The 18,732-nt window shown below is 72.3% G+C and carries 19 protein-coding genes; 8 read left to right on the top strand and 11 right to left on the bottom strand.

Translation table 11 applies throughout. The features are described 5' to 3' along the window. Nucleotides 1-16: 16 nt before the first annotated feature. From DEI82_RS00850 to DEI82_RS00830, 4 genes are all read right to left on the bottom strand, one after another. The gene (locus tag DEI82_RS00850; RefSeq protein WP_146242789.1) at nucleotides 17-730 is read right to left on the bottom strand and encodes a class F sortase; all 714 of its coding nucleotides are present in this window, start codon (nucleotides 728-730) and stop codon (nucleotides 17-19) included. Beyond that, nucleotides 727-3,747 (bottom strand): DUF11 domain-containing protein, encoded by a 3,021-nt coding sequence (locus DEI82_RS00845; protein ID WP_181435052.1) that lies wholly within the window; start codon nucleotides 3,745-3,747, stop codon nucleotides 727-729. The genes DEI82_RS00850 and DEI82_RS00845 overlap by 4 nt, the downstream gene beginning before the upstream one ends. 518 nt (nucleotides 3,748-4,265) lie before the next feature. Continuing rightward, nucleotides 4,266-4,778 carry a VOC family protein gene (locus DEI82_RS00835; protein WP_111011568.1) on the bottom strand — a complete coding sequence of 171 codons (513 nt, stop codon included), beginning with the start codon at nucleotides 4,776-4,778 and terminating at the stop codon, nucleotides 4,266-4,268. 232 nt (nucleotides 4,779-5,010) lie between these two features. Continuing rightward, nucleotides 5,011-6,024, bottom strand: a complete 1,014-nt coding sequence (locus tag DEI82_RS00830) for an iron-siderophore ABC transporter substrate-binding protein (RefSeq protein WP_111011269.1) — start codon at nucleotides 6,022-6,024, stop codon at nucleotides 5,011-5,013. Between the two features lie 133 nt (nucleotides 6,025-6,157). Here DEI82_RS00830 and DEI82_RS00825 point away from each other — a divergent pair, with 133 nt between their 5' ends. Beyond that, nucleotides 6,158-6,922, top strand: a complete 765-nt coding sequence (locus DEI82_RS00825; protein ID WP_111035487.1) for an enoyl-CoA hydratase/isomerase family protein — start codon at nucleotides 6,158-6,160, stop codon at nucleotides 6,920-6,922. 85 nt (nucleotides 6,923-7,007) lie between these two features. Then, the gene (locus DEI82_RS00820) at nucleotides 7,008-7,586 is read left to right on the top strand and encodes a TetR/AcrR family transcriptional regulator (protein WP_181435051.1); all 579 of its coding nucleotides are present in this window, start codon (nucleotides 7,008-7,010) and stop codon (nucleotides 7,584-7,586) included. A 129-nt stretch (nucleotides 7,587-7,715) separates the two neighbouring features. On the opposite strand, the gene DEI82_RS00815 is transcribed toward DEI82_RS00820, so the two are convergent. Continuing rightward, nucleotides 7,716-8,411: an SDR family NAD(P)-dependent oxidoreductase gene (locus DEI82_RS00815; RefSeq protein ID WP_111012305.1), complete on the bottom strand. Its 696-nt coding sequence runs from the start codon at nucleotides 8,409-8,411 to the stop codon at nucleotides 7,716-7,718. Nucleotides 8,412-8,512: 101 nt separating this feature from the next. Here DEI82_RS00815 and DEI82_RS00810 point away from each other — a divergent pair, with 101 nt between their 5' ends. Then, entirely contained in the window at nucleotides 8,513-9,385 is an 873-nt protein-coding gene (locus DEI82_RS00810) for a helix-turn-helix transcriptional regulator (protein WP_111035485.1), read from the top strand. A gap of 42 nt (nucleotides 9,386-9,427) precedes the next feature. Then, nucleotides 9,428-10,312 carry a shikimate dehydrogenase gene (locus tag DEI82_RS00805; RefSeq protein WP_111035484.1) on the top strand — a complete coding sequence of 295 codons (885 nt, stop codon included), beginning with the start codon at nucleotides 9,428-9,430 and terminating at the stop codon, nucleotides 10,310-10,312. Here DEI82_RS00805 and DEI82_RS00800 read toward each other — a convergent pair. From DEI82_RS00800 to DEI82_RS00790, 3 genes are all read right to left on the bottom strand, one after another. Further along, nucleotides 10,290-11,087, bottom strand: a complete 798-nt coding sequence (locus DEI82_RS00800) for a metal ABC transporter solute-binding protein, Zn/Mn family (RefSeq protein ID WP_258371892.1) — start codon at nucleotides 11,085-11,087, stop codon at nucleotides 10,290-10,292. The genes DEI82_RS00805 and DEI82_RS00800 overlap by 23 nt on opposite strands. Nucleotides 11,088-11,405: 318 nt before the next feature. Next, nucleotides 11,406-11,894 (bottom strand): FBP domain-containing protein, encoded by a 489-nt coding sequence (locus tag DEI82_RS00795; RefSeq protein ID WP_111012301.1) that lies wholly within the window; start codon nucleotides 11,892-11,894, stop codon nucleotides 11,406-11,408. Nucleotides 11,895-12,105: 211 nt separating this feature from the next. Next, nucleotides 12,106-12,690 carry a helix-turn-helix domain-containing protein gene (locus DEI82_RS00790; protein WP_111011277.1) on the bottom strand — a complete coding sequence of 195 codons (585 nt, stop codon included), beginning with the start codon at nucleotides 12,688-12,690 and terminating at the stop codon, nucleotides 12,106-12,108. 83 nt (nucleotides 12,691-12,773) lie between these two features. On the opposite strand from DEI82_RS00790, the gene DEI82_RS00785 reads away from it, so the two are divergent. Continuing rightward, nucleotides 12,774-13,808, top strand: coding sequence for an NAD(P)/FAD-dependent oxidoreductase (locus DEI82_RS00785; protein WP_111035482.1), 1,035 nt, complete (start codon nucleotides 12,774-12,776; stop codon nucleotides 13,806-13,808). Nucleotides 13,809-13,888: 80 nt separating this feature from the next. Here the strand turns inward: DEI82_RS00785 and DEI82_RS00780 are convergent, their stop codons facing one another. Next, nucleotides 13,889-14,431, bottom strand: coding sequence for a TetR/AcrR family transcriptional regulator (locus tag DEI82_RS00780; RefSeq protein ID WP_111035606.1), 543 nt, complete (start codon nucleotides 14,429-14,431; stop codon nucleotides 13,889-13,891). 54 nt (nucleotides 14,432-14,485) lie between these two features. On the opposite strand from DEI82_RS00780, the gene DEI82_RS00775 reads away from it, so the two are divergent. After that, nucleotides 14,486-15,196, top strand: a complete 711-nt coding sequence (locus DEI82_RS00775) for an MBL fold metallo-hydrolase (protein ID WP_111035481.1) — start codon at nucleotides 14,486-14,488, stop codon at nucleotides 15,194-15,196. A gap of 75 nt (nucleotides 15,197-15,271) precedes the next feature. On the opposite strand, the gene DEI82_RS00770 is transcribed toward DEI82_RS00775, so the two are convergent. Then, entirely contained in the window at nucleotides 15,272-15,652 is a 381-nt protein-coding gene (locus DEI82_RS00770) for a YchJ family protein (RefSeq protein WP_111011280.1), read from the bottom strand. Between the two features lie 143 nt (nucleotides 15,653-15,795). Between DEI82_RS00770 and DEI82_RS00765 the strand changes: the two genes are divergently transcribed. Continuing rightward, a complete protein-coding gene (locus DEI82_RS00765; protein WP_220037211.1) occupies nucleotides 15,796-16,368 on the top strand; it encodes a GNAT family N-acetyltransferase in 573 nt (190 codons plus the stop codon). A gap of 80 nt (nucleotides 16,369-16,448) precedes the next feature. Then, nucleotides 16,449-16,802, top strand: coding sequence for a hypothetical protein (locus tag DEI82_RS00760; RefSeq protein WP_111048921.1), 354 nt, complete (start codon nucleotides 16,449-16,451; stop codon nucleotides 16,800-16,802). Nucleotides 16,803-16,874: 72 nt separating this feature from the next. Here DEI82_RS00760 and DEI82_RS00755 read toward each other — a convergent pair whose 3' ends face one another. Further along, complete coding sequence (locus DEI82_RS00755; RefSeq protein ID WP_181435050.1) at nucleotides 16,875-18,671, bottom strand: IPT/TIG domain-containing protein; 1,797 nt, start codon at nucleotides 18,669-18,671, stop codon at nucleotides 16,875-16,877. Nucleotides 18,672-18,732 lie beyond the last annotated feature (61 nt).

Genomic DNA, 18,732 nt, shown 5'->3' with positions numbered 1-18,732 from the left:
GCGTGGCGGGCCCCGCTCACTCCCGCGTCGCCTCGATCACCACGTTGTCGACGGAGCGGCGGCCGTCCGGTCGCTGGAGGCACGTGATCACGACGAGTCGGCCCGGCACGTCCCTCCAGATCGACGACGTCGACGCGAGCCGACCCTTGGGCACGACGCGCGCCGTGCTGACGCGGTACTCGACACCGCCGACGCTGATGACCGTTCCGGGTGCCACCGAAGCGCGCCGCCGAACGACGTCGATCAAGAAGTTCCCCGGCGCGAGGCCGCCGTTGCGGAGGGAGTGCATGACCACGAAGACCGTGCCGCGGTCCCCCTCGGCGAGAGACGCCCCGAGACCGTCCACGACGTAGGCGGACGTGAACCCGGGCGGGGTGATGACCCCGCCGGCGGCGGCGAGCCGTGCGAGGGGCACGTCGAGATCGAGGGACCTGACGATGAACCGGGAGCCGGCCCGTTCCTCCTGCCCGGCCGCGGTTCCGGCCCCGGTCGTGGCTCCGGCCCCGGTCGCGGGCCGGGTCGCGATCGGACCCTCCGGGTCGAGCTGCACGGCGTTGCCGCGCATGTCCACCACCGTTCCGGCCGCTGAGGGTCCGGCGTCCAGGAAGTACCCGCCCACGCCAGCGGCGATCATGAGCACGGCGAGGGCGCCGGCCGCGAGGAGCACCCGCGGCCGGCGCCGGCCCGTCCGACGTCCCCGTCGCGCGGGATCCGCCTGCGGATCGGTCACCGCTGGCGACGCCGGAGGACCGTGAACAGCACCACACCGGCGAGCGCCGTGCCTCCGGCACCGAGGAGCACCGTCCACCAGCGCGCGCCCGCCCCGGGCTCGGCGACCGTGCCCCCGGTGTGCACCGCCGCGCCGGTCACCGGTTCGTCCGGCGCGGCCTCCGCGCCGGGCTCGGGCTCGGGAGGCGCGACCACCGTGGTCGTCGTGCATCCTGCGTCGGTCACGCATGCACCGCCCGGAGCACTCGGGGTGACGACGTTCACGAGCGAACGGTCGCCGGTGTCGGGATCGTCGACGGTCACCGAGTACGAGACCGTCGTCGTCTCCCCCACCCCGAGCGCCCCGGACCAGGCGAGGGTGGCGTCCGACACCGTCGCGCCGTGGTCAGCGTCTCGGTCGTAGGTCGCGTCGTCGAGGACCGCCGACAAGTCGTCCTCGAAGGACGCCGGGTCCTCGTCCGTGAACGCGACGGCCCCGGTGTTCTCCACCGTGACGGTGTAGGTGACGACGTCCCCCGGATCCGCGTGGTCGGTGTCGGCCGTCTTCTGCACGGAGTACGAGCGGACCGGGACCCGCACGACGCACGTCGGGTCCTGCAGGTCGGAGCGGCAGTTGCTGTGGGGCGCGACGACGGTGTTGGTCAGGACGTCGTCGGCGTCACTCGCGGCACGGTCACCGACGGTGACGGAGTAGGTGAACGCCTCGGAGGCGCCGGCGGCGAGCGGGCCGCTCCACGTCAACTCCGGCTCGCGGTAGGTGACGTCGTCCGGGAGGGTCTCGACGGTCGCGTCGTCGAGCACCCCCGACAGGTCGTCGACGAACGTCGCCGGGTGTGCCGCGGTGTAGTCCGCGGTACCGGTGTTCCGCATCGTCACGGTGTAGGTGACCGTCCCCCCGGGCGTGACGACGTCGACGTCGGCGGTCTTGCTCACCGCCAGGGAGCGCACCTTCGTGGTCGTGGCGCACCCTGCCGTCCCACAGGAGCCCCCTGCGGCCGTCGGTCGGACGGAGTTCACGAGCTCGTGATCGCCCGTGTCCGGGTCGTGGACGGTCACCGAGTAGGTGATGGTCTTCGTCCGCCCCACGGCCAGGGCCCCCGACCAGGAGAGGGTGTTCCCGGACATGGTCGCGCCGTCCGGAGTGTCGCCCTGGTGGTCGGCGTCGTCGAACACGCCGGAGAGGTCGTCGGTGAACGAGGCCGGGTTCCCGGCCGTGTAGTCGACCTTGCCGGTGTTCGACACCCGAACGGTGTAGGTCACGACGTCGCCCGGGTCGGCGGCGGACACAGACGCTCGCTTCTCGACGGTGTAGGCGGCGGCGCGGGCGTGGGCCGTGCAGCCCGGGTCCGGGTCTGTGGTCGTGCAGTTGGCGCCCGGAGCAGTGCCGACGACGGTGTTGTCGAGGCGGCCGTCACCGCCACCACCCGGATCACCGACGAGGACGGAGTACGTCACGGTGACCTTCGCCCCCACGGCCAACGGCCCCGACCACCGCAGCCTGGGCTCGTCGTACGCCACGGCACCGCCGGACGCCGTCGCGTCCCGGCCGTACGCGGCGTCGTCGAGGACCTGGGCGAGGTCGTCGTCGAACGACGCCGGATGCGCGTCCGTGTACGGGGCCGCGCCCGTGTTCTCGACCGTGATGGTGTAGCGGACGGTCGATCCCGCGACGACGTCGGAACGGTCCGCCGTCTTCGTCAGGACGTACGACCGGACCGGCGTCGTCGTGGCGCACCCGGCCGCTCCGCAGGTCCCGCCCGGGGACGACGGGGCGACCACGTTGCGGAGTCGGTGATCACCCTGGTCGGGATCGTCCACCGTGACCGAGTACGTGATCGTGCGGGTCGCACCGGCTGCGAGCGCGCCCGACCAGGAGAGCGTCTTCCCGGTGACGACCGCACCACCGGACGCGTCGTCGCGGTATCTGGCGTCGTCGAGGACACCCGTGAGATCGTCCGTGAACGACGCGGGGTCCTCCGACGTGTAGTCGACGTTCCCCGTGTTGGCCACCGTGATCGTGTACGACACGCGGTCCCCCGGCTGTGCGACCGTCGCTGAGGCGGACTTGGTCACCGTGTAGCTCCGGGCGCTGTTGGTGACCGTGCACGTGATGTCGTCACCGGCCGCCGGGGTCACGCGTTGGACGGTGCCGCCGCCCGACGGCAACCGCGTCGGGCTCTCGGGGTTCGCGTTGGTGCAGGTCCACTGCTGCGCGTACCCGGACAGGTCGGTGCCCGTGCCCGTGGTGGCGGTCTCGGAGAGCGTGAACGCGCCTCCACGGCTGTCCGGGAGGACCGTGGTCGACCCCGTCGTCGAGGTGTCGGCACCCCCGGTCGTCGCGGATGCCAGGACGGTCCCCTGCGGTGACGTGATCGCCGTGTCGAACGAGTCGGACGGACTCGAGCGGCCGTCGACCGCCTTCCGCAGGGTCAACCTCGACGTGACGAACGCGAACGCGACAGCCTCCGCGCCGCTGCGGTTGGTCTCGCTCAGGACGGCCTCGATCGACGTCGGTTCGTTCGCCTGGAGCACGAGCGCACCGAACGGTCCTCTGCCCCCCTCGCACCGGACCGCGGTCGATCCGATCCCGGTCACGCCCCCGCTGCATGCGGGTCGCGCCGGATCCGGGACGTCGAGGCGACCGAGCGGAACGTCCGACGCGAAGTCGATCCGTTCGTGGGTCTCCGAGGTCTCCGCATCGGCGGCGACCATGCCCCATCCTGTGACCGGCGTCCCCGACGCGTCCTCGACGTGGATGTCGCTCAATGCGAAGCGCGCCCCGACGTTCCGCGCGTCGTCGAACCCGAGTGCCGGTCGACCTGGGATGCCCTGGTAGATCTGCGTCCCGATGTACGCCTGTTTGTACGTCGGTGTGCTCGCAGCACGCGTGGTGCCGGCACGGTACCCGCTCGGCGTCGCGGTCCTGATGGTGTATCGCAGGACGTAACCGCCGGGGAGCCTGGCGCTCATCGTCTGGCCGGTCGCGGAGCGCGCCTGACCCTCGTCGTACGAGGACATGTCCAACCAGCACAGATTGGACGCTTCAGTCCCTCCACTGCCGTACCCGCAGCCCGTGGGCGAATCCGAGACGGTCCGGGCTTCGGCGACGGGCGCGAGGACGCCGGTGGCGAGAGCGGTGCTCGCGGTGAGGACGGCGGCTGCGAGAGCCGCGATCCGCCTCCGGATGGGTGCGCCGCCGGGGCGGTTCCTGTGGTGTTGCGTGTGCATCGGGGCAGCGTGGGCCTTCCACCACCGCGGACCGCGGCGACCGCGGTCGGGTGGACGTCATGAACGGGAGGCGTTCACTCTGACGTCCACGGGCGGCGGCGATCGGCCATCCCTCGCAGCACACGGGGGTCGTGGCCGGTCACGTCACCCGTCGCATGACCTGGGGGCGACGCGGGATCCTCGAGCACCTCGTCCCCACACCGGGCCGCGACCGCGGGCTCGGGCTCGGGCACGGGCACGGGCACGGGCACGGGCCCTGGTTACGGCTCGGGCCCTGGTTACGGCTCGGGCGCTGCGCAGCCCGGTGCTCAGGCGTCGGCGGCGAGCTGTGCGGCGGCCTGCCCCCACCACTCCTCGACGGCGCGGATGCTCTGCTCCTCGGAGATGTCCGGGCGGCGGCTGAGCAGTGCCCAGCGGTGTCCGAACGGGTCGATGATCGACGCGAAGCGATCGCCGGACACGAAGTCACTCGGGGCCTCGCGCCCGTCGGCGCCTGCTGCGACCGCCCTGGCGTAGACGGTGTCGACGTCCGCCACGTAGAGGACGGTCGAGCTGCTGACGCCGTCGCCGCCCTTCTGCGGCGGGGTCAGTCCCATCGCCGGCATCGGGTCGGACAGCTGCAGTCGCCCGGTCCCGAAGTCGAGCTCCGCCTGCCCCACGAACGGTTCGCCGCCCTGGGTGGCGGGAGCGTCGAGGCGGTAGACGACCTCGGCGCCGAAGACATCGACGTAGAACGCGATCGCCTCGGCCGCGGGGTGCACGACGAGGAACGGGGTCAGGCTGGTGTAGCCGGCGGGGCGGAAGGCGCTGTCATCGGTCATGTCGCTCATCCAACTCCCGGCCGCGGAGCACTGCTCGGACGGCGTCGTGTGCACACACGACCGAACTCGTGTCGTCCGACAGTGGTTCCGTCGTCACATGCGCACGCAGCATCTGCGGACGTATGAAGCGACGTTCCCGTTGTCGGACGACGGGCACAGTGTCGGGAACAGGCGGTCTCCGAAGGGGGGCGGGGGCGGGCGGCCCGGGGCGGGGCCGAGGGCCCGAGGCGGGTCAGCCGAGCTTCGCCGCGAACTGGTCCGGCAGCCGCTTCAGGGCCCAGAGGATCGCGGGCACCGTCCCGATCGAGAACGCGGAGGAGACGTCCGCGTTGCGCTCGACGATGACGTGACCCTTCTTCACCGAGGGCACCTGCTTGAACAACGGACTCGAGGACGCCTGGGCCGCCGTCGTGTAGATCGGCAGGATCACGGTGAGGTCGGCGTCGAGCAGGTCGAGGTTCTCGTTCGACAGCGTCGCGGAGAACGCGCTGCCCGCGGCCTTGTCGACCGCCTTCGGCTGGGTGAACCCGAGCTGCTTCATGAACGCGACGCGGGAGTCGCCCGAGGCGTAGGCGCCGTACCCGCTCGACGTGTACGCACCGATGACGGCCGTCTTGCCCTTGAACTCGGGGTGGGCCTTCCGCGCGCTGGCGAACGCGGAGTCCACCTGGTCGAGCAGGTCCTTGCCCTGCTGCACCTTGCCGAGGGCCTTCGCGATCATGGTCACCTGCTGGTCGGTACTCGTCAGGTAGTTCGCGCCGCCCTTCGGGATGGCGACGGTCGGGGCGATGGCGGAGAGCTTCTGGTAGCGGTCCTTGTCGCCCGAGCTCTTCGTGTCGAGGATCAGGTCGGGCTTGAGCGCGACGATCTGCTCGTAGCTCGGTTCGAGGGTGCCGATGATCTTCGGCGACGTGGTGTACGCGCCCTTGAGCCAGGGGCCGACGCCCTCGCCGCCGAACGCGAGCCAGTCGCTCGCGCCGACGGGCTGGACACCGAGGGCGAGGGCCGTCTCGGCGTCCCCCCACCCGAGCGCGACCACGCGCTTGGGCGCGGACGGGATCGTCGTCGTGCCGAACGCGGTCTGCACCGACACCGGGTAGGAGGAGCCGCTCGTCGCCGTCTGCGAGGCGCTGTTCGAGGCGGTGCCGCTGCTGCACCCGGCGAGGACGAGGGTGGCCACGACGGCGGTCGCGATGGCGGCGACGAGGGAACGGAGGCGGCGCGCGGGCCGACGGCTGGCAGTCACGAAGGTGAGGCTACCCTAAGCCGCCCCCACGCCTCCCGCGAGTCCGGCTTGACGTAACTGAACGGATCTGTATGGTTGAGCCAACGCGGCTGAACAGACCTGTTCAGTTGCCAACCGAGCCCGAGGAGCCACCATGACCACGCCCACCTACTTCGACCAGTACGACAACCTCGCCTTCGAGCGCGACGAGGACGGCGTGCTCGTCCTCCGCTTCCACACGGACGGCGGACCCCTCACCTTCACCGGCCGGACCCACGAGGACCTCCCCCAGGCCCTCGAGGACATCGCGCTCGACGCCGACAACCGGGCCCTGGTCATCACCGGCACCGGCGAGCACTTCATGAAGGACATCGACGGCCCGAGCCTCGGCGAGATCTTCAAGCCGGCCGCGTGGGAGAAGACCCGCGTCGAGGGCCGCAAGGTCCTCGAGCGCCTCCTCGACCTGCCGATGCCGGTCGTCGGCGTCGCGAACGGCACCGCGACGATCCACTCGGAGTACCTGCTGCTCGCCGATGTGCACATCGCGTCGGAGCGGGCGACCTACGGCGACTTCCCACACCCCGCGTTCGGCATCACCGCCGGCGACGGCCTGCACGTGGTGTGGGAGGAGATCGCCGGCACCCAGCGCGCCAAGTGGCTGCTCTGGACCGGCGAGACCATCGACGCGCAGACCGCGTTGCAGTGGGGTGTCGTCAACGAGGTCGTCGCGCACGAGCACGCCCTCGAGCGCGGCATCGAGATCGCGCGGAAGCTCGCCGCCAAGCCCGCGCTCTACCGTTCGCTGCAGAAGCAGACGCTCAACCTCGCCCTGCGACGCCGGCTGACCCAGGACGTCCCGTTCGGGATGGCGCTCGAGGGCCTCACCGCCGCCGATCTGGCGTACCAGCAGCAGGCCTGACGTGGAAAGCGCGGGGGTGCCGCCGTCTCGATCGGCGCCCCCGCCCGCGTCGTAGACTGAACAGATCAGTTCAAGGAGGCCCGACGTGGCGACCACGACACCCCGCACCCGCAAGCGCCCTGCGCTCGACCGCGTCGTGCAGACCGCCGACCGGCTCTTCTACGCCGACGGCATCCACGCGACCGGCGTCGACACGATCGCCGATGCCGCGAACGTGTCGAAGGCCACCATGTACACGTACTTCCGCACGAAGGACGACCTGGTCGGCGCGTACGTCGAGGGCCGGAGCCTCGCTTGGCGCGACCATCTCATGACGCAGCTCGCCGCGGCCGACGTCGACGCGGCAGAGCAGATCCTCATGGTCTTCGACCTGCTCGGCACGTGGTTCGCGACGGACGACTTCAACGGCTGTCCGTTCATCAACGCCGAGGCCGAGAGCACGACGGATTCGCCCGCGCACGTCGTGAACGTCGAGCACCGCACCTGGATCCGGGCGCTCTTCACCGACCTCGCCGCCCGGGCCGGCACCGCCGACCCCGCCGCGACGGCGATCCGGCTCGCGATGCTCTACGACGGTGCCATGGTGGGCGCACACACGGAGCCGCAGCTGCCGTGGGCCGCCGAGGCCCGCGACGCGGCCGCCGTCCTCATCGCCCAGCGCTAGCGACGCGTCCGCGGCCCCGCAGGGTGGCGCGGCGCACATCGGACGCACACCGCCCCTCGAGGACGTGGCCGGGAGGCGCGACGCACGTCGGACGCGCGCCCCGCCTCGCGGCCATGGTCGATGGCCCGATCACCAGGCGACGGCGCCGCTGCGATCGACGAACGTGCCGGTCGGGCCGTCGGCGCCGATCGTGGCCATGGCGACGATCGCGTCGGTGCCTTCCTCCACGGTCTGGTGGCCGGAGTTGCCGTTGAGGTCGGTGGCGGTGTAGCCGGGGTCGACCACGTTGAAGCGCACCTCCGGGATCCACTTGGCGTAGATCGTCGTGAGCATGTTGAGCGCGGCCTTGCTCGCACTGTACGAGAGGGTCGGGATCTGCGCCTCGATCCGGGAGTCGTCGGCGCGGACGGCGAACGAGCCGAGGCCGCTCGAGACGTTCACGACGACGGGTGCCGTGGAACGACGAAGCAGCGGGAGGAACGCGTGGACGACCCGGACGGGGCCGACCGTGTTCGTGTCGAGCACCTGGGCGATCGCGGGCCCGTCCACCTCGTCGAGCGGTGCACGGCCTCCGGCGATGCCCGCGTTGTTGACGAGCACGTCGAGCGTGCCGAACCGCTCGGTGAACTCGGTGGCGGCCGTCGCGACCGACTCGTCGGAGGCGACGTCGATGGTGATCCAGTCCACGCCGAGCTCCGCTGCTGCCGATGCACCGCGCTCGGGGTCGCGGGATCCGATGACGACGGTGTGCCCGAGGTCGCGGAGTCGCTGCGCCGCCGTGTACCCGAGTCCCTTGTTGCCGCCGGTGATGAGTGTCGTTGTCATGGCTCCACCGTGCTCCTCCACAGCGGGGGCTACCAGGGAACCGTCAACAGTGTGACCGGCGGTACCACCCAGGGGACCGCGGTCGGTGGGACCATCGATGCATGACCGAACGAGGCGACTTCGCGACCCTGCTGCGCGCGTGGCGCGACCGGTTGCACCCGGCCGCGGCGGGCCTCCCTGCCGGTGCCGGGCGGCGGGCGGCTGGGTTGCGGCGTGAGGAACTGGCGGCCCTGGCCGGGGTGTCGGTCGATTACGTCGTGCGGTTGGAGCAGGGGCGGGCGGACCGGCCGTCGGCGCAGGTCGTCGCCGCGATCGCCCGCGCGCTGCAGGTGTCCGAGGGCGAGCGCGACCAGTTGTACGTGGCGGCCGGGCTCGCCGCTCCGTTACCGACGGTGGTCCCGACGTTCGTGCCACCGAGCGTGCAACGGCTGATCACGCGGATGCCGGACGCCGCCATCGCGGTGTGCAGTGCGGACTGGACGATCCTGACGACCAACGCGGCATGGGACGCGCTGCACGGCGCTCCTCCGGCGAGCGGGCCGGAGCGGAACGTCGTCCGGCGGCACTTCCTCGGCTCGCCGACCCGGCTGCTGCGCGAGGAGGGCGAGACCGAGCGGTTCGAGCAGGCGATCACGTCGGACCTGCGGACGACGACGGTGCGCTACCCGCAGGACCGGCAGCTGCAGGCGCTGATCGACGAACTCGTCGCCGGGAGTCCCCGGTTCGCCGAGCTGTGGGCGCAGGTCGGCGCCGCCCGACACCGGACGGAGCGGAAGACGATCCTGCACCCGACGGTCGGGCCGGTGCTGCTCGACTGCGACGTGCTCAGCGTGTCAGGCGAGGACCTGCACATCGTCACGAACACGGCCGAGCCGGGCACCGAGGACGCCTCGCGGTTCGACCTGATCCGGGCACTCGGGGCGACCGGGGCGGCACCGCTCGACCCCGCGGATTCGCCGCTCCTGCCCAGCTGAGTCGCCCGGCGGTCACGGTCCCGGTCGGTAGGGTGATGCGCTGTGCCCGCTGCTCTCCCCGATCCCGACCGCACCCGCCTCGCCGTCCTCGGTCAGCCGATCGACCACTCGCTCTCGCCGACGTTGCACGCGGCGGCGTACCAGGCCCTCGGTCTCGATCTGACGTACGAGCGGCACGAGGTCGGCTCCGGCGAGCTCGAGGCATTCGTCGGTGACCTGGACAGCTCGTGGCGCGGCCTGAGCCTGACGATGCCGCTCAAGCGCGAGGTCCTGCCCCTGCTCGATCGCACGACACCGCTCGTCGACGAGCTCGGCGTCGCGAACACCCTGCTCCTCCGGACCGAGGCCGGCCGCACCGTGCTCTCGGGGGCGAACACCGACGTCGACGGCATCGTCCGCCCGGTCGAGGCCCTGGGGCACGTGCCGGGTGCCGCGACGATCCTGGGCGGCGGAGCCACCGCGGCGAGCGCCTTGTTCGCGTCGCTCCGTCTCGGGGCGTCGTTCGTGCGCGTGTACCTGCGCGACACGACGAAGGCGAGCGAACTCGTGCTGCTCGCGACGCGGCTCGGTGTGACGCTCGAGGTGCACCCGCTGGCAGACCTGCCCGATGCTCCCGCGTCGGGGCTCGTCATCTCGACGCTGCCGGGCGGCGCCGCCGACACCCTGCAACTGCACCCGTCGGGCGACGACGCCGTCCTGTTCGACGTCGCGTACGACCCGTGGCCGTCGGTGGTCGCCGAGCGCTGGTCGGCAGCGGGCGGCCGGGTGCTCAACGGGCTCGACATGCTCGTCGAGCAGGCCATCGGTCAGATCCGGTTCTTCACGAGCGGGGACGCCGACCTGCTGCTGCCTGACGAGGCCCGCGTCCGCGATGCCATGCGGGCCTCGGTCGGGCTGTCGGCGATCAGCCCGCAAGCGCCTTCTTGACGGCGTCGATGTTGCTCTGCTGCCAGGCGATGTAGCCCTTGCCGGACGGCAGGGTCTCGGTGACGCCGACGACCGGCACGTGGTTGCTGCGCGCCGCGGACTTGACCTGCTCGGTCTCGGGGCTCGAGGTCTGGTCGTTGTAGGCGAGGAGCTTGACGGGGTCCTTGCCACTGAACAGCTGGAGCGTGTCGTTGAGCGCCGCGGGTGGCACGTCGTCGCCTTCCTCGATCGCCTCCGAGAAGTCCTGCGGGGTGACGTTGCGCAGCCCGATCGCGTCGAACAGGTAACCCGGCACCGGCTCGGTGTAGGCCACGCGGTCGCCGGCGTCCTGCTGCTTGAGCGCTGCCGTCTGCGCTTCGAGGCCCTGGAGCTGCTTGGTGACTCGTGCCGCGTTGGCCCGGAACGACCCCTTGTGCGTGGGCTGCTCCTGGCCGAGCTCGGTCGCCACGCGACTGACGAACCGGACCATGGTCGGGTAGCTGTAGAACACGTGCTCGTTGAAGTCGTCGTCGCCGGCCTTCTGGAGCCCGGACAGCTTGACGACGTCGATGAGGTCGGCCTTGGACTTCGTGGAGTCACGCAGGGTCTCCATGTACGAGTCGTACCCGCCGCCGTTCTCGATGAGCAGGTCCGCATGGGACACGGCGAGCTGGGTGCGGGGCGAGGCCTCGAACGAGTGCGGGTCCTGCGAGGGGTCGGACAGGATGCTCGTCACGTGGACGTGGGAGCCGCCGATCGTCGACACGAGGCCGCCGTACACGTTGGTCGACGCCACGACGTCGATCCGGCCGGAGGACCCGGAGCCACCGGAGGCGGACGACCCGGATCCGGACGTTCCACCCGCCCCTCCGGAACTCGAGCATCCGGTGAGACCGAGAGCGGCGGCGCCGGCGACGGCGGCGAGGGCGATGAGGGCGCGTTGACGCATGAGGGGTGGAGGTCCGTTCCGAGGCCGCTCGACAGGGGCGGGCGGCGGCGACCACGCTGCGCCCGCACCGCGACGCTATTCACTATCGATAATGATTGTCAATTCAGATGCGCTGGGGAGGCGCGGCCCGCGCCTCCCCAGCGGCTCACGCCCCCCCCGGACGGTTCACGCCCCCCGCACGTCCCGCGCGAACGCGGCCGCCCGCTGCCGGAGGCTGACGATGCGCTCCTGCCGGGCCGCCTCGACGTCGAACCCGAGGTACGCCGGCGGCGGTGGGTTCCGCACGTTGGCCGAACACTGGAAGTCGGCGCAGACGAGCGTGCCGACGGTGTTGCCGTTCCGCCCCGAGGCCCCACTCCGGCGCGCGCTGTAGAACAGCACGTCGTTCGGCAGGCGGACGTCCTGGCACCAGGCGCACTGCGGCCGGGTGCGGGTGCCGCCATCGGCCTGGCGGAACAGGATGCCGACGAGGGCGTCGCCGTCGGGGATGATCGCGTACGCCCGGCGTCCGATCTTCGGGTCTCGCCAGCCGAGGTAGTCGAGCTCGTCCCAGTCGAGGGCGTCGAACCCGCTGGGCAGGGTGATGTCGGAGACCTCCTTGCGCGAGGCGTTCACGAACGCGGCGCGGATGGCCTTCTCGGTGATGGGGAGCATGGGTGTGCCGTTCTCTCAGCCCGGGCGCGCAGGCGCCGGGCAGGTGTCATGGGGAGGAGGGCACAGCGGACGACGGTCACGACGACCGGGATCGACCCACTGCGCCACCAGCCGGCATCCGCGGAAGCGGGGGCCGGGGCGGCCGTCACCTGACGTCGGCGGATGGACCGCCGGCGACCTCCTGCCATGACGAGTTGCGCACGCTCCTACGCTACCGCGCGCCGGACGTGGGCAGGACGTGCGCGCGCTCCCCGCTCCTCCCGGACAGGCTGAGGAACTCGACCGCTTCCGGCCCCGCAGCCCCGGACCAGTGTGGGGTGCGGGTGTCGAACTCGGCCGCTTCACCGGGACCGAGCACCATGTCCTGGTCGCCGAGCACGAGGCGGAGTCGGCCGGTCAGGACGTACAGCCACTCGTGCCCGGGATGGGTCATGGGCTCGGGCACGGCCGGCGCGACCCGCCCCGGCATGACGTGCTTGAACGCGGTGATCCCGACGGCCCCGCGTCCGAGCGGCAGGATCGTGTGGCCGTGGGCGCGGAACGGTCGGATGTGGATGCGCGGGTCGCCACTCGGTGGCGCTCCGACGAGCTCGTCGAGCGGCACCTGGTACTCGCGGGCGAGCGGGAGGAGCAGCTCGAGTGTGGGACGTCGCCCGCCCGACTCGAGCCGCGACAGCGTGCTCACGGACACCCCGGTGGCGGCGGACACCTGCGCGAGCGTCAGTCCGCGGTTGGTCCGGAGCTTCCGAAGCCGGCCACCGACCGCGTCGAGGGTGCGTTCCCACGTCTCGTCCATGGCCCCACTTTGCCATTCCCGCAAGAACGATTGCCACTTCGGCGAGCACCGCACAAGCTGACGGTCGAACGAGGAGGAACGACATGCCCACACACACTGACCACGACGTCGTCGTCATCGGCGGCGGTGCGGCCGGCCTGAGCGCCGCGACGGCACTGGCGCGCTCGATGCGATCGGTGGTGGTCGTCGACGCGGGCGAGCCCCGGAACGCACGGGCGGCGGCCACCCACAACGTCCTCGGCCGCGAGGGGACCGCACCGGCCGACCTCCTGCGCCTGGCCCGCGCGGACGCCGAGCGCTACGGCGTCCGCATCACCGTCGGACGAGCGACCGCCGCCACACGGCAGGGCGACCGAATCGCCGTCAGCCTCGAGGACGGCAGCCGACTCCGCGGCCGCCGTCTCGTCCTGGCGTCGGGCGCGGTCGACGAGCTCCCCGACGTGCCCGGACTGCGCGAGCGCTGGGGGCGCGACGTCGTGCACTGCCCCTACTGCCACGGTTGGGAGGTCCGGGGCCAGCGGATCGGCGTGCTCGGCTCCGGCGCGATGGCCGTCCACCAGGTGCTGCTCTTCCGGCAGCTCAGCGACGACGTGACGCTCTTCCGGCACACGATGCCCGAGCCCTCGGACGAGGAGTGGGAGCGGTTGGCGGCTCGGGGCATCCGCGTCGTCGAGGGTCCGGTCGCCCGGGTGCTCGTCGACGACGACCGGTTGACGGGTGTCGAACTCGACGACGGGCATGTGTTCCCCCTCGACGCGGTGGCCGTGCAGACGCGGGTGGTCGCCCGAGCGGACGTGTTCGAGCACCTCGGCGGCGAGGTCGCCGAGCATCCGAGCGGCATGGGCCGACACGTCCCCGCCGACCCGACCGGTCGGACTGCGCTGCCCGGCGTGTGGGCGGCCGGGAACGTGACGGACATCGGCGCGCAGGTCATGAGCTCCGCCGCCGCGGGCGTGATGGCCGGCGCGGCCGTCAACATGGACCTCATCGAGGAGCAGACGGCCGCGGTGGTGCGAGCGCGGCGGGAGCCGTTCTCGCCCGAGGCCGAGCGCGAGGTCACCGAGCGGGTGCTCGGCGATCGCCGCCACGGGTTCGAGCCGGCGCGGGACCGAGCCTGACGCCAGGGCTGCGCATGCGGACGACGAGTGCGCACGCGGCCGCATGCCCGGTTGTCGTCCGCATGCGCACCCGACCTGCGTCAGCGCCCCATCCCCAGTGCCGCGACGATGCGCTCCCGCCCGAACGCCCACGCCGCCTCGACGTCCCCGCCGAGCTCGAAGCGCCCGTTGAGTTCCATGCCGACGAACCCCACCACCCAGGCCGTGAGGGTCCGCGCCGCCTCGAGCGCGTGCTCCTCGCCGGCGAGCTCGCCCCCGAACCGCACCACGGCGACACTGGCCGCAGCGCCGAACTCCGGCCGGGCAGCGGAGACGCCCGCGCCCGGCGTCATGACGAGCTGGAACGCGGCGGGTCGCTCGTGCCCGAACGTCCGGAACACGTCGACGACCTCGGCGGCAGTGGTCGCGGACTCCATCCGCCCCGCGAGGTCCGACAGGGTCGCCTCGGCCACGAGCTGGATCAGGTGGTCGCGGCTCGACACCCGCTTGTACAAGGAGGGCGCCCGCACCCCGACCCGCAGCGCGACGGACTGCATGGTGAGACCGGCCAGCCCGTCGTGCTCGAGCAGGTCACGGGCGGCGGTCACGATCGCGTCGAGGGAGGTGCGTTCCGGCGTGGGCATGTCCATCAGCATAGCTATTGACGGTAGCCATCATGGCTAAGTACAGTAGCCATCATGGAACTGGCACCGAACCTCCACCGCATCGGCAACGACATCGTCGCCGCGTACCTCGTCGTGGCGCCCGAGGGCATCACCGTCATCGACGCCGGCCTCCCCGGGTCGTGGCACGACCTGGTCGCCGAACTCGCCTCGATGGGTCGCTCGCTCGAGGACGTGCGCGGCGTCGTCCTGACCCACGGCGACTCCGACCACGTCGGGTTCGCCGAACGCCTGCGCCGTGAGCGCGGCGTCCCCGTGTACGTCCACGCCGCCGACGCCGCGCGGGCCAAGGGCGGCGACAAGCCGAAGGCCGGCAAGCAGTCGATGCGCCTCGGCCCCCTGCTCGGATTCGTCGGCTACTCGATGCGCAAGGGCGGGCTCCGGACGAACTGGCTCACCGAGGTGGTCGAGGTGCACGGCGGCGAGACCCTCGACCTCCCCGGCGCCCCGCGGATCATCAGCACGCCGGGGCACTCGCCGGGCAGCATCGCCGTGTTCGTCCCGGCCGTCGACGCCGTGTTCGTCGGCGACGGCCTGACGACCCGGCATGTCCTCACCGGCCGCACGGGTCCCGCGCCCGCGCCGTTCACCGACGAGCCCGAGCAGGCGGTCCGGTCGCTCCGCGCCCTGGTCGACACGAACGCCCACTGGGTGCTCCCCGGTCACGGTGCCCCGTGGAGCGGCGGCGTCGCCGCGGCGGTCCAGGCCGTCGAGCACGCCGACTGACCCCCTGCCGGGAGGGACCGACGACCGGGAGGGGCCCGGCCACCGGGAGGCACCGGCGACCGGGAGGAACCGGCGTCAGCTCGTCACACCGTCCACGTAGAACCAGCGCCCGGCCTCGCGCACGAACGCGCTGTCCTCGTGCAGCTCGCCCCGCTCCGAGGGCGTCCGCCACCACGCGCGGAACTCGACGGTCCCGCTCGTGTCGAACGGGCCTCCCGAGCTGGTCCCGAGGACGTCGAGTCGCGTCCACCGCATCATCGGGTCGAGCTCGAGGCTCGTCGGCCGCGTCCGCGGGTGCCACGACGTCAACAGGTACTCCGGCATGGTGAGCGCGAACGCCGTGAACCGCGAGCGCATGAGCCGCTCGGCCGTGGGCGCGGCCGCTCCCGCGTGCAGGGGGCCGCAGCACTCTGCGTACGGATTGCCGCTCAGGCAGGGGCATCGTTCCGCTGACATGTCCTCAGCGTAGGACCGCGACGCCGGCTCGCCACCGGCCCGGGAGGCCCGACCCCTCCCCGCCGCATGCGTGACGTCCGCATCGACCCCACCACCGGCCCGCGAGGACCGCCGCACCCCGCGACCGCGTTTACGGTTGGTCCATGAGCACTCCCCTGATGATCCGACGCGCCACGCTCGAGGACGCCGCGACCGTCGCGGACCTCGTCGAACGTGCCTACCGCGGCGAGGCGAGCCGCGAGGGCTGGACGAGTGAGGTCGACGTCATCGGCGGTCGCCGTACCGACACGGAGCAGATCCGCGCGCTCATCGCTGCGCCCGACTCGGTCGTGTTCGTCGGCGTCGACGAGGGCCGGATCATCGCGACCTGCCAGGTCCAGCGGCATGGCCCGGGCCTCGCGTACTTCGGCACCTTCGCGGTCGAGCCGACGATCCAGGGCAGGGGCCTGGGACGACGGATGATGGAGGCCGCCGCCGAGCACGCCCGCACGACGTTCGATGCCGCCGCGCTCGAGATCACGGTCGTCGCGCAGCAGTCGGCACTCATCGCCTGGTACCGACGCCTCGGGTTCGTGCCGACCGGCGCGACCCGGCCGTTCCCAGCCGAGGCCTGGGGCGCGACGCCGCTCGTGCCGGACGTGCACTTCGTCGTGATGCGGAAGCCGCTGAGCGACCGCGATGAGGTCGACACCGAGGACGTGGACCGGGTCGGCTGACACGAGCAGCCCGTCCGATCAGGGACAATGGCTCACGCGACGGATGAGACCGCCGCACGATCCCGCCCCGAGGAGGCGCCGTGCCCCGACTGACGATGGACGAGCTCGAGGGTTGGATCTCGGAGTTCCGGGCGGGGTCGTCGCACCTGCTTTCGAGCCCGCAGGCGGTCGACATGTCGTGGGACCAGGCGACCATCGACACCGCGCTCATCGTCATGCACCTGGAGACCAGTGGCACCGAGGTCTACCTGCAGCGCGAGATCGGTGTCTCGCCGGAGTGGACGGTGACGTTCGAGCGCCGTGAGAACGACGCCCGGGTCTCGGCCGAGCAGGTGCTGACCCTGGCGGCCGAGGTGAGCGCGATCGGCCACCTGTGCTCCTACCTGACGCTCAAGACGTCGGAGCACCTGCAGCGGCACGCGGCAGCGCAGTAGCCCACGGACGACGGAGGCCGCCGCGGGTGATCAGGATCACCCACGGCGGCCTCCAGGTCGCCGGTCGCCGCGTCAGCGGAGACGCAGGTGGCGGCGGCGTCGGTACCCGATGAGCGCGACGATCCCGCCGAGCCCGAGCAGGCCGATGCCCGTGATCGCAGCGGGTCGGGCGTCCGAGCCGGTGTAGGCGAGGGCGTTCGCCCCGGTGCCGTCACCGCCACGGTCGCCGGTCAGCAGCGCAGCGCCGGTGCCTGCACCGGTCGCGCCGGTCCCGGTGGCCGCCGCAGCCACGTAGCGGAAGCCCGTGGCGCCGCTCGTGCCACCGGTCGTCGTGACGGTGATCGTCGTGGCTCCCGGGTCGCAGGCCGGCGTCGTGAACACCAGCCGGGTGCCGGCAGCGTTCACCGTCACGTCCGCAGCGGGGATGGTCGTCCCGCAGATCGTGACGCTGGTCCCGCCGGGCACGAAGCCGGTTCCGCTCACGGTGACCGTCGTGCCTCCCGCGGTCGATCCCTGCCCGGGGTCGGTGCCCGTGACGGTGGGTGCGGCGCGGTAGGTGTAGCCGTCATCGTCACGGGCTGCACCGGCCGGATCGGTCAGGACGACGTCGACCGGGCCGGCGGCACCGGCGGGCGTGGTGACGGTGACGCTGGTGTCGGTCGGCGTGCCCACGACCGTCGCCGGGACGCCACCGAACGTGACGCCGGTGACGTCACCGAGCCCGGTACCCGAGACGACCACGGTCTGGCCGCCGGAGGTCGGACCGGACGCGGGGGTCACACCGGTGATCGTCGGCGCACCGGCGGTGACGTAGAGGAACTGGTCCGGCGCGGCGACCGTCGTGCCACCGGGGAACCCGACGACGACGTCGGCGAGGCCGGCACCCGCCGGCGTCGTGACGACGATCTGCGTGCCGTCAGCGGAGACGGAGCGGACGGTGCCGGCCGTTCCGCCGAACGTGACGCCGGTCGCGTTCTGGAGGCCCGTTCCCCTGATGGTGACGGACGTCCCGCCCGCAGCGGGGCCCTGGTCCGGCGTGATCCCGGTCACGGTCGGCGCGACGTACGTGTAGCCGAGCCGGGCGGTCCCGTTCGGGTCGCTGACGACCACGGTGGTCGGGCCCGCGGCGCCGACCGGCGTGACGGCGGTCAGGGAGTTCCCGTCGGCGGCGACCTGGACGTTCGTCGCCCGGGTCCCGCCGAAGGTCACGGTGGTGTCGGGCGTGAACCCGGTGCCGGTGATGGTGACCGTCTGGCCTCCGGTGGTCGGCCCGGTCGCGGGCGTGATCCTGGTCGCGGTGACCGGGATCGGCGCGGTGGGCGTCTCGCAGGTCGCGTTCGCGAGGACGACCGTCGCGACGGTCTCGTTGACCAGCGGAACACCGGCGACGGTGCCGTTCAGCGTCGCGACCGCGCGGACGGCCGTGCCCGTCGCGGTGGTCCCGGTGGTCGTCTGGACGCGGCTCGCCTGGACCGTCAGGGTCGCACCGGCGAGCGTTCCGGTGAGGTCCGCGCTCACCGTCGCGGTCGGCGTGGCGGCGTTCAGTGTCACCGCACGGCCGAGCAGGGTCAGGCCGACCAGGTCCGCGGCGCTCGTCGGCGTCCCGCCCACCGGGCACGTCGCCGTCGCGGTCGCCGCGTCCGCGGTGAGCACGCTCTGCCCGAACAGCGCCACGTTCGCACCCGCGATCCGCGAGGACGCGGTGGACCGCGTCGCGTTGCTGCTCGCCGAGGTCGTCACCGCCCCGACGGTGATGTCCGCGGCCGCCACGTCGGCCAGCGTCGAGCCGTCCGCGTCGGTGAAGGCGCGGTCACCTGATCCCGTGACCGCGACGTCACCGACGGCCGCGTTGACGTCCAGCGTGGCCACGCCTGCGACATCCGCGTCCGCGACGGCACTGATGCCGACCGCCGACGCATCCCCCGGTGCC

The sequence above is a fragment of the Curtobacterium sp. MCBD17_019 genome, assembly GCF_003234555.1.
GTDB lineage: Bacteria > Actinomycetota > Actinomycetes > Actinomycetales > Microbacteriaceae > Curtobacterium.
The sequence above is the reverse complement of the archived record's forward strand: the minus strand, read 5'-3'. Positions and strand labels throughout refer to the sequence as shown.

What these genes read in the sequence shown, in the direction of transcription:
- DEI82_RS00780 (WP_111035606.1), bottom strand. Translation starts at nt 14,431, where the DNA reads ATGCCCACGCCGGAACGCACCTCCCTCGACGCGATCGTGACCGCCGCC.
- DEI82_RS00835 (WP_111011568.1), bottom strand. Translation starts at nt 4,778, where the DNA reads ATGACCGATGACAGCGCCTTCCGCCCCGCCGGCTACACCAGCCTGACC.
- DEI82_RS00845 (WP_181435052.1), bottom strand. Translation starts at nt 3,747, where the DNA reads ATGTCCTCGTACGACGAGGGTCAGGCGCGCTCCGCGACCGGCCAGACG.
- DEI82_RS00815 (WP_111012305.1), bottom strand. Translation starts at nt 8,411, where the DNA reads ATGACAACGACACTCATCACCGGCGGCAACAAGGGACTCGGGTACACG.
- DEI82_RS00775 (WP_111035481.1), top strand. Translation starts at nt 14,486, where the DNA reads ATGGAACTGGCACCGAACCTCCACCGCATCGGCAACGACATCGTCGCC.
- DEI82_RS00825 (WP_111035487.1), top strand. Translation starts at nt 6,158, where the DNA reads ATGACCACGCCCACCTACTTCGACCAGTACGACAACCTCGCCTTCGAG.
- DEI82_RS00810 (WP_111035485.1), top strand. Translation starts at nt 8,513, where the DNA reads ATGACCGAACGAGGCGACTTCGCGACCCTGCTGCGCGCGTGGCGCGAC.
- DEI82_RS00765 (WP_220037211.1), top strand. Translation starts at nt 15,796, where the DNA reads ATGAGCACTCCCCTGATGATCCGACGCGCCACGCTCGAGGACGCCGCG.
- DEI82_RS00785 (WP_111035482.1), top strand. Translation starts at nt 12,774, where the DNA reads ATGCCCACACACACTGACCACGACGTCGTCGTCATCGGCGGCGGTGCG.
- DEI82_RS00790 (WP_111011277.1), bottom strand. Translation starts at nt 12,690, where the DNA reads ATGGACGAGACGTGGGAACGCACCCTCGACGCGGTCGGTGGCCGGCTT.
- DEI82_RS00795 (WP_111012301.1), bottom strand. Translation starts at nt 11,894, where the DNA reads ATGCTCCCCATCACCGAGAAGGCCATCCGCGCCGCGTTCGTGAACGCC.
- DEI82_RS00770 (WP_111011280.1), bottom strand. Translation starts at nt 15,652, where the DNA reads ATGTCAGCGGAACGATGCCCCTGCCTGAGCGGCAATCCGTACGCAGAG.